The organism is Histophilus somni, assembly GCF_014202395.1.
Taxonomy (GTDB): domain Bacteria; phylum Pseudomonadota; class Gammaproteobacteria; order Enterobacterales; family Pasteurellaceae; genus Histophilus; species Histophilus somni.
Genome location: NZ_JACHGQ010000007.1, coordinates 121,442 through 131,509, shown reverse-complemented (window position 1 = coordinate 131,509; position 10,068 = coordinate 121,442). Strand labels below are relative to the sequence as shown.

General features: G+C 34.7%; 9 protein-coding genes and 1 rRNA gene. All 10 read right to left on the bottom strand.

The window, feature by feature from the left end:
• Positions 1-179: ribosomal RNA gene (locus HNR69_RS06315) — 16S ribosomal RNA — on the bottom strand; the annotation flags it as partial.
• 371 nt (positions 180-550) lie between these two features.
• Entirely contained in the window at positions 551-1,354 is an 804-nt protein-coding gene (gene murI / locus HNR69_RS06310) for a glutamate racemase (RefSeq protein ID WP_075294180.1), read from the bottom strand.
• Positions 1,355-1,423: 69 nt separating this feature from the next.
• A complete protein-coding gene (recG, locus tag HNR69_RS06305; protein WP_075294181.1) occupies positions 1,424-3,505 on the bottom strand; it encodes an ATP-dependent DNA helicase RecG in 2,082 nt (693 codons plus the stop codon).
• Positions 3,505-5,628 (bottom strand): bifunctional GTP diphosphokinase/guanosine-3',5'-bis pyrophosphate 3'-pyrophosphohydrolase, encoded by a 2,124-nt coding sequence (spoT, locus tag HNR69_RS06300; RefSeq protein ID WP_183405656.1) that lies wholly within the window; start codon positions 5,626-5,628, stop codon positions 3,505-3,507. Before spoT ends, recG begins: the two co-directional genes overlap by 1 nt.
• Before the next feature lie 80 nt (positions 5,629-5,708).
• The gene (gene rpoZ, locus HNR69_RS06295) at positions 5,709-5,981 is read right to left on the bottom strand and encodes a DNA-directed RNA polymerase subunit omega (protein WP_011609609.1); all 273 of its coding nucleotides are present in this window, start codon (positions 5,979-5,981) and stop codon (positions 5,709-5,711) included.
• Between the two features lie 54 nt (positions 5,982-6,035).
• Complete coding sequence (gmk, locus tag HNR69_RS06290; RefSeq protein ID WP_075294183.1) at positions 6,036-6,662, bottom strand: guanylate kinase; 627 nt, start codon at positions 6,660-6,662, stop codon at positions 6,036-6,038.
• A 108-nt stretch (positions 6,663-6,770) separates the two neighbouring features.
• The gene (locus tag HNR69_RS06285) at positions 6,771-7,571 is read right to left on the bottom strand and encodes a LicD family protein (protein ID WP_183405655.1); all 801 of its coding nucleotides are present in this window, start codon (positions 7,569-7,571) and stop codon (positions 6,771-6,773) included.
• Between the two features lies 1 nt (position 7,572).
• A complete protein-coding gene (locus HNR69_RS06280; protein WP_075294185.1) occupies positions 7,573-8,271 on the bottom strand; it encodes an NTP transferase domain-containing protein in 699 nt (232 codons plus the stop codon).
• The gene (locus HNR69_RS06275; protein ID WP_075294186.1) at positions 8,268-9,200 is read right to left on the bottom strand and encodes a DMT family transporter; all 933 of its coding nucleotides are present in this window, start codon (positions 9,198-9,200) and stop codon (positions 8,268-8,270) included. Before HNR69_RS06275 ends, HNR69_RS06280 begins: the two co-directional genes overlap by 4 nt.
• Positions 9,187-10,068, bottom strand: an 882-nt coding sequence (locus HNR69_RS06270) for a choline kinase family protein (RefSeq protein ID WP_260156983.1), incomplete at its 5' end; no start/stop codon positions are given. The genes HNR69_RS06275 and HNR69_RS06270, both read right to left, overlap by 14 nt.

Here is a 10,068-nt window from a genome sequence, read left to right as displayed (position 1 = left end):
CGGTATTACCCACAGTTTCCCGTGGCTATCCCCCTCCATTCGCCAGATTCCCAAGCTTTACTCACCCGTCCGCCACTCGTCAGCAGAGAAAGTAACCTCCCTCCCCGTTACCGTTCGACTTGCATGTGTTAAGCCTGCCGCCAGCGTTCAATCTGAGCCATGATCAAACTCTTCAATTTAATCTCTTCGCTCAATAAATACTGACTATTTTATCCATCTTTTCTCTATGAATTTCTCTAGTTTAAGCACTTATCTTACTCTTTTAATCTCTTATTAATACAGTCTCACAAGTGCCCACACAGTTTGTCTGATAGTTTGTTAAAGAACAAAAAATAACGACACACTGCTTAACCTCTCACAACAGCGTGTCGTTGTGTGCCGTGCATTATAGGCATTTTATATTTCAATGCAAGCTTTTTTTATAATTTTTTTTAAAAATACTCTCCTTTGTCTAAAATAAAAACTGTTTGCTCAATTTTCCTACATTTATCTGAGTAAAAATCTATTCAATTACAAAATACAAGTTTTATTTTTATCTAGTTGCTTAGTCTCAATCAGACAATATCACTAAATTCTCAAATTCCCCAAAATCTAAAATTTGTTGAACAGACTTATCATCTTCAAGAGGTTTAGTACAAAAAATCAAATTTTTTTTCTGAATTTTTGACCGCACTTCTATACCTTTTAATAAAAATTTAACCCGTTTCGCAATTGCCTTACCAGAACTCACAAAAAATTTTACCTGCGGTAAACAGCATTCTATTTCCTCTTTGATTAGAGGAAAATGTGTACACCCCAATACAACAGAATCAAGTGATTTCATAGTTTGCCATGGACTAAGTTCTTGTTTTAGGACATTAAGATCAACTTCACCGCCTCGTAATTTTTGCTCTGCAATCTCTACCAACTTAGTGCTACCAATTTTTTCCACCATGCAATGATGTGCATAATTTTTAATCAAATCATTAACATAAGTTCTTTTTATAGTTCCTTTCGTCGCAATCAAACCAATATGTTTTGTTTCTGACATTTCTGCAGCAGGCTTGATCGCAGGTACGGTTCCCACGATGGGAATAGAAAAATTCCGGCGTAATTCAGGCAAAACAACCGTACTTGCCGTATTACAAGCAATTACAATTAAATCTAAGGGATAAGTTTGATTGATTTTCTGACAAATTCTTAAAGTGCGGTCAATAATATCTTTTTCGTCCTTTTCTGAATAAGGAAAAAATCCGTTATCAAAACAATATAAATAATGACAATCCGGTAAAAGTTGTTTAGTTTCTTTATAAACACTCAACCCACCTACACCTGAATCAAAAAATAAAATTGTTGGTTGTATTGAGAACCTCATAAAATTTTCCTAAAAATTGACCGCTCTTTACTTATATAATTCTCAGTTCCACAAAAGTTAAATGTTCACTTACGCATTGGTATAAATTTCTTTATGTTTAAGCCAACGCTGAATGAGGTCATCTGCTAACTTTGGAGATCGTGTAATTAATAGACGGGCATAATGTTGAACAGTAGGCAGCATTTTACGATCTCGTATTAAATCAGCCACTTTAAACTCTGCAACACCCGTCTGTTTGGTACCTAAAACTTCTCCCGGTCCACGAATTTCTAAATCTTGCTCAGAAATAAAGAAGCCATCTTGACTTGAACGCATTACTTCTAAACGTTTTCTCGACACTTTACTCAAAGGTGATTTATACATTAAAACACAATAGGATGCCGTACTACCACGCCCAACCCGACCACGCAATTGATGTAATTGTGCCAAACCTAATCGTTCCGCATTTTCAATAATCATTAAACTCGCATTAGGTACATCAACCCCGACTTCAATTACTGTTGTAGCAACCAACAAATTCAATTCAGCATTTTTAAATTGCCTCATTACTTCTTGCTTTTCACTCACTTTCATTCTGCCATGTATCAAACCAATCCGTAGTACCGGCAAGGCTTTTTGTAGATCCTCTGCAATACTTTCTGCTGCTTGGGCTTCTAATACTTCACTTTCATCAATCAAAGTACAAACCCAATACGCTTGGCGTTTTTCATTAACACAAGCATTATACACCCTAGCGACGATTTCGGTTCTGCGTTCTTCAGATACCGCAATAGTTTGAATTGGTGTTCTTCCCGGAGGTAACTCATCAATAATTGAAGTATCTAAATCTGCATAGGCTACCATTGCCAATGTACGAGGAATAGGTGTTGCAGTCATAATTAATTGATGTGGATAAATACCGGCATACTTTCCTTTTTCACGCAACATCAGGCGTTGATGTACACCAAAGCGATGTTGTTCATCAATAACAACTAATACCAGTTCGGCAAACTTGACATCATCTTGAAACAAGGCATGAGTACCAACAACCATTTGTATATTGCCTTGGGATATCTCCTCCAATGTGGCTTGACGAGATTTGCCTTTTACTTTTCCTGTCAAACAACCCACTCTTATTCCTAACGGTTCAAACCAACGTTGGAAATTTGCAGTATGTTGCTCTGCCAAAATTTCAGTCGGTGCCATGAGTGCTACCTGTTTACCGTTATCAATAGCAGTTAATGCAGCTAAGGCAACAACTAAAGTTTTACCGGAGCCAACATCGCCTTGTACCAAACGCATCATTGGGAAAGAACGTCCCAGATCATATTCAATTTCAGCAACAACTCTTTGTTGTGCATTTGTCGGTTGATATGGCAATAAATCAAGAAAATTTTGCTTCAATGCTGTTTGATAACGTAAGGGTAAAGCTGAAAAATGTTGAGATCCGCACCGCACTTTTTGCATAGCAAGATTATGTGCTAATAATTCTTCAAAAATTAAACGTAACTGTGCAGGGTGTTTTCCTTGCCCCAACAATTCCAAAGAAATATCTGGTGGTGGGCGATGTAAAACGTAAATAGCCTGTTTTAAACTAAAATCATGAGGATTAAAAGCTCTAGGCAATAATTCCGCTAATGGCATTTTTTCTAGCAACACTAATGCCTGCTCAGTCAACTTTCGTAATGTATTTTGCTTCAAGCCTTCCGTTGTCGCATAAATTGGGGTGAGCGTTTCTGCTAACTGAAGAGGTCTATTATCACGAATAATTTCATACTCAGGGTGATGAATTTCAGCCATAAATCGACCTCGCTTAATTTCCCCAAAGGCTTTCACCCTCGCTCCAAGCTGAAAGCCATTTTTCATACCTGCATTAAAATTAAAAAAGCGTAAGGCAATTTTGGCAGTACCGTCAGAAAGCGTCACCACAAGAACTGGACGACGACCCAATTGAATATCACAAGTTTGTACTATTCCTTCAATTGTCGCATGTTGATCAATACGAAGATCAATAATAGGGGTAATACGGGTACGATCTTCATAACGAATAGGCAAATGAAACAGAAGATCTTGCAGGCTAAAAAGCCCAATTCTACCTAATTTTTCTGCTATTGCGGCACCGACACCCGACAAAGAAGTAAGTGGAATAGCGTCTAAGAATTGTCCACCCATTAATTATTAATGTTGCGTTTGACAGATAAAAAGCCAGGAACACTTTTAATCTTACGCATAATTTGCTCCAAATGTTCTGTGTTCTTCACGGTTAATAAAATAACAATTTGGTAAAGGCGACCGTCTTGCTCTTCCGTCCAAATGCTATGAATGCGACTATCCAAAGAAGAAATCATTGACATTAAATGAGGTAAAGCACCCTGTTGGTTTAGTAATTCAATACGCAACTCAGTTTCAAACTCAATCGAGGTATCTTCATCCTCCCATTGTACCTGCATATAATGTTCAGTATTCTCTTTACGTTTTTTCAAATTAGCGCAATCCTTATGATGAATAACAAGCCCTTTCCCTGAACTCGTATAAGCCACAATTGGATCTCCCGGAATAGGATGACAACATTGCCCAAAGGTTGTTGATAAACCTTCAGAGCTCTTAATTTGCAATAATTCCGTATTATTTTTAGGATTACCATCCGTATCAATTTTCAATGGCTCACCCACCAATCGATAAGCAATTGCTCCACTAATCTGATTTCCTAAACCAATTTCCATCAGCAAGTCATTAAAACTCGTTAATTTCAAATCATCTAAAACTTCTTGCACAATGTGCGGTGGAATATCACTAAGTTTTTTAGGTAAAAGTGCCTGCAGTAATTGGCGTTTGCCTAAATTAACAGCATCATCGGCACCTAACGATTTCAATGCTTGGCGAATACTTGTGCGAGCTTTCGCTGTCACAACAAAATTTAGCCACCCCGAATTTGGTTTTGAATTTCCATCGATACTAATATCAATCGTTTGACCTGATTGTAATGCAAAGGAAAGCGGATAAGGTTTACGATCAACAGTAGCTGCCACGCAATGATGTCCAACATCTGTATGTACCGCATAAGCGAAATCGACCGCAGTTGCACCTTTAGGCAACTCAATAATACGTCCTTTAGGGGTAAATACATAGATTTCTTTAGGAAAGAACTCTGATTTTACGCTTTCAATAAACTCAAAAGAATTACCAACACTTTGCTGTAATTCCACAAGACTTCGCAACCAACGCTGAGCTCGAATTTGTGCCGTTGTGCTGTCATTTCGTCCTGATTGCTTATATGCCCAATGTGCTGCCACACCCATTTCAGCCATACGATCCATTTCTTCCGTACGAATTTGTACTTCGACAGGTACACCGTGTGGTCCAATCATAGATGTATGCAAAGATTGATAACCATTGGCTTTAGGTACAGCAATATAGTCTTTCACCCGTCCCGGACGCGGCTTATACAAACTGTGCATTTGACCAAGTACTCGATAGCAAGTATCCACATCCTTTACCACCGTCCGGAAAGCATAAATATCCATAATGGAATGAAACTGCTGATCTTTCAATCGCATTTTTTGGTAAATAGCATAAAGATGTTTTTCACGACCAAATACTCGTGCCGTGATGCCCGCCTCCGTCAAGCGTCCTTTAATATCTGAAGCGATACACTCAATCATATCCTTACGATTACCACGAGCAATTTGAATCACTTTTCGTAATACCGCATAACGTTGAGGGTACATTGCTTCAAAACCTAAATCTTCTAATTCATTTTTAATGTGCTCTATCCCTAAACGATGAGCTAAAGGAGCATAAATTTCTAGGGTTTCTTTCGCAATCCGACGGCGTTTCTCCGGTCTTAAAGCACCCAGTGTACGCATATTATGAGTACGGTCGGCTAGCTTAATCAACACGACACGAATATCCTTTGTCATTGCCAAAATCATTTTGCGAAAATTCTCTACTTCCGCTTCTTTACGTGTACGAAATTTCAATTTATCTAATTTCGAAACACCCTCCACAATTTCAGCAACACTCGCACCAAACTCTTCTTTTAATTGCTCTTCAGTATAAGGCGTATCCTCAATTACATCATGCAATAACGCTGCAACCACTGCTTCATGATCCAAATGCATTTCTGCAATAATAGAAGCAACGGCAACCGGATGAGTAATATAAGGTTCGCCACTAGCCCTCGCTTGTCCTTCGTGAGCATCTCTTGCAATAACAAAAGCATGCCGAACTAACTCAATTTGTGACGGAGACAAATATCCTCTGATAATTTTCTCTAAACTCTCAAATAAATACAAAAGACACCTGACTATTGATTAATATGCAAAAAAGATTGAAATGTACTTGATAAAGTTTACAAAAAAGAACCGCACTTTACTTAATTATTTTGATATAACAGCGATATTGTATTCAATTCAGCAGTTTCTTGTTCTAATGCCTCACGACGCTCATGAGCGTTCATAATATCGTTATTAATTAATCCTTTCTCAATTTCACGCAACGCAATGACTGTCGGTTTATCATTATCTTCCGGCACTAAAGGTTCACGCTTATGTAATTGCAATTCTCTCGCACGGCGAGCCGCAGTTAAAATTAAATCAAAACGATTACCTACTTTTTCTACCGCATCTTGTACTGTTACTCGAGCCATAATTTCTCCATTAATGTATTCACAAAAAACGCTCTCATGATACTAAAACCAAAATTATTTTACTAGTAATTGATGAATTAAAGCCGCATTTTGCATTTTTTGATAATTTACAGTCAATCGTTCAGCTCGCAAAATATGTTCTAAATCTACTAATGCTTGATCAAAATCAGCATTAATAATGACATAATCATATTCATCATAATGGGAGATTTCATCCGCTGCCTTTTCCATTCTCTTTGCAATAATGTCTTGACTATCTTGACCACGCCCAATCAAACGCTTCTCTAAAGCAGAAATAGAAGGAGGCAAAATAAAAATACTTTTAACATCAGGACGTTTTTCTCGAATTTGTCTTGCTCCCTGCCAATCAATATCCAAGAATACATCTATACCTGCCGCTAAATTTTTCTCAATATTCAGTAATGACGTACCATAATAATTCCCACCGAATACTTTCGCATATTCTAAAAATGAGTTTTCTAAAATAAGCTGTTCAAATTTTTCATGTGAAACAAAGTGATAATGCACTCCATCAATTTCACCCGGTCTTGGGGATCTTGTTGTATGTGATATGGACACCGTCATACTATCGTTTTTATCCCGTTCCAATAATGCTGAAATCAAAGAAGATTTCCCTGCTCCGCTTGGGGCAGAAATAATATATAAATTTCCCCTACACATAATGACTCCCATAAAATTTTTATAGCACCTATTATGCCGATAAATCAAAAAAAAATCAGCAAAATGACCGCTCTTTTGCTGATTTTTAATAAAAAAGGAATAGATTGCCTAATCTAATATATAAGCTTCAATCGTGTGTTGAGGTTTCTGTTCACTAACAGGAGGCAGTTCCATATAATCACCATAATACATGGTCAAATGTTCATGATAACCGTTCATAACAGGAAACTTACTCTCTTCAAAATCTAAATAAACAACGGAGTTAAAATATTTTTTAGGCATATAAGACTTCTTCCAGCCACCGTAATCTGATAAAACGAGTCCTATATATTCAGCCTCATCAATAGGATATTTGTCTTGAAATTGTTTTAAATTTAACATCATCTTATTAAATAAATACTGGGATAATCTAAAAAATATAGACTGAATTAAACTCTCATTATTAGCTTTATACCATCTCTTACGACAAGATGAAAACCTCAATTTAAGGCGACGATGTTTCTTCATAGTTTTATAAATCACCGACGGGTCATTTGGCACACCATCATAAATAAAAATATCTATAAATATGCCACTTTTTCTTCCTTTCGTATCTATAAGTACAGTATTTTTATCAAAAATTTTTGTCATCTCACCCGGAAACATACCATGAATATCCTCCGCTAAAGACAATTCATATTGAGCATGCGTCTCACTTTTCCAAACATTAACGAATTTTTCATACTGATCACGCTGCATATAGACATCAATATCATCATCCCATGGAATAAATCCTTTGTGTCTTACTGCACCGATTAATGTTCCTCCGCCTAAGGAATATTGAATATCATTTTTAGCACATAATTGATCAAAATATTTCAAAATATCTAATGATACCAATTGAAGTTCTCTCAGCGATAATTTTTTCATACTATTCACCTTTTAAATGGTTAAATATAAATTCATACTCAGATAAATTATCTATTTCATAAGCTTCCTTTATATTCAAAAGCTTTACACCAATATCCAATTCTGTAAGATTTTCCATTGGAATATTATCCCAATACAATGATGAATCAAGTAATAAATTTTCATTATTCACATAATCAGCCAAAAATGATTTTATTTTGACCGCATCATGATTTGACCAAAAAGAGACCCCCAGTAAGCTAGGCAATTCCAAACTGTCAATAATAATATCAATAACTCGGTTATCTTTCACAATCGGAATCCATTCTTTATTATGACTTTTATTTCGTTGAATTAAAAAATATTGACTTCGTTTTAATTGATTATTAAAAATATTGCTAAAAAGTGTCACATCGCTGTCAATAACAAAACTTTCTCCGAAATGCTCAATAGCACAATGAAAAGAATAGATATTATTGTACTTTTTATAAAACTTATTATAAATAAGATTAACCCCGTATTTACCACTTAAAAAATCAAACTGCTCAGAAAAATAACCTGTTACAATGTGAATTTCATGAATACCTGCTTGCTTTAAATAAATAATTGTTTGCTCAATATTAGGAATTCCATTAGGTAACGGAAGTAAAGCCTTATGCTTCTTCTGCGTAATCTCTCTAAAACGACTTCCTAAACCTGCCGCTAAAATAATGGCATTCATTTTTCTTCTCCTTTCGCCACAATAAAAATATTCATCAATACAATTATTCCAATCATAAGCAGAAAGATACTAATTTCCTTTGATAAAAGAACCGCACTTAATACAATCGCCCAAAGACTATATGTAATATTTAATGCCATTGCTCTAATTGGATTCAAAATTGCAATTGATTTATAATATAGAAAATAAGAAAATCCTGAGGAAATAATAACTATCCACTCCAATTTCCATAGATTTACATCCTTAAAAAAATTAAAATCAATTAAATTGTCATAAGTTCCATAAAAAAACATGAAAAGAATAATAAGAAAATATCCTAAAGACGATCCTATTTGTCTAAATAAATAAACTTGATCGGATGGATAGTGTTGCATGACATAACTGGAAATCACAATTTCAAGTGCCCAACATAATGCACAAGAAAAAGCAAAAATAATGCCTAAAATCCTGATTTCTGAATTTTCACCTTGATACATGATAGGCATTAATAATAAGACAATAAAAACAAAAGAAAATAGTGTTCTTCTTGATGCTTTCACAGCTAAAAACTTGATGGATAAAATAGATGCTATAATTGGATAACAAATTGAAATCGTCGCCGCATAACTCACTCCAACATATTGTAAGGACTGTAAATAGCAAATCATCCCAACAGGACCGCCCAAACAACCTCCCAAAATCGCTAACAAAGAAACCTTATTAAAGTGCGGTAATAATTTTCTTTTTATCAAATAACCATAAGCCATTAACAGCAAAGTAATCTCAGCAATACTTAATATAATAATATTTAATGCAAACGCATTCAGCATCGGGAAATCTATATATAATTTTTCGTAAGAAATTCCTGATATTGCCCAAAATAAACCGGATAATAATCCACAAAAATAACCGACGTGAACTAATCGTTTATTTTCACTAAATAAACCCATTTTTCATCAACTCCTTCATCAGTTCATACGCGCGATTTATTCTTATTGAGGCATAATTTTCAAATGTTTCATTATTTTCTTCTTTTATCAAGGTCCATAAAAACCATAAAACATCTTGGGTAAATTGATGAAATAGTATTTCCATACGAGAATTTTCAAAATCCAGATGATGATCATAATGAGCAAGGAAATATTTTTGTTTTTCTTCTGGTATTCTCGACTCAAGAAAAAAAGCCGCCACATCGAATAACGGAGCATTCATTCCTGAATATTCCCAATCAATAAAAAATAATTTATTGTTTTTCATTAAAATATTCTCAGGAACAAGATCATTATGGCAAGGACATTTGATGTTATAAAAAGAATTATTCTTTGAAATTTTAAGAAAAAATTCGTATATCAATTGAATATTTTTATTAAAGCAGAAAAATCCATTCTTATCTTTTAATAAGTCAAAATATTGTTGAAAAGTTTCAAATACATTAAATTCATTATTAAATTGAATATCTGAATGATGTAATTTATATAATTCTTTTGAGATGAGAGATAAATATTCATATTGATGAATATTATTATGATTAAAATTGATACCTTTTTCTAAAAACTTCGTTATTTTAATACCATTATCAGCATTAAAATAAATTGTTTCAACATTAAATTCTGCCTGAGACATCAATATACTATTATTCATTTCATAGTGCCTTGAAATCAAATTTGATGTCATTACCCCAGGCAGACGCAATACATATTTTTCATTATCCACATGAAGGAGATAATTCTTATTTGTCATTCCCCCTAAAAGACAAAAATTTATGCTATGACTTTTCGGAAAAACTTCCTTTACTATGGAAAATAGACGTTCATTTGG

Coding starts and splice junctions, on each gene's coding strand:
- murI (WP_075294180.1), bottom strand. CDS start 1,354: ATGAGGTTCTCAATACAACCAACAATTTTATTTTTTGATTCAGGTGTA.
- recG (WP_075294181.1), bottom strand. CDS start 3,505: ATGGGTGGACAATTCTTAGACGCTATTCCACTTACTTCTTTGTCGGGT.
- rpoZ (WP_011609609.1), bottom strand. CDS start 5,981: ATGGCTCGAGTAACAGTACAAGATGCGGTAGAAAAAGTAGGTAATCGT.
- gmk (WP_075294183.1), bottom strand. CDS start 6,662: ATGTGTAGGGGAAATTTATATATTATTTCTGCCCCAAGCGGAGCAGGG.
- HNR69_RS06285 (WP_183405655.1), bottom strand. CDS start 7,571: ATGAAAAAATTATCGCTGAGAGAACTTCAATTGGTATCATTAGATATT.
- HNR69_RS06280 (WP_075294185.1), bottom strand. CDS start 8,271: ATGAATGCCATTATTTTAGCGGCAGGTTTAGGAAGTCGTTTTAGAGAG.
- HNR69_RS06275 (WP_075294186.1), bottom strand. CDS start 9,200: ATGGGTTTATTTAGTGAAAATAAACGATTAGTTCACGTCGGTTATTTT.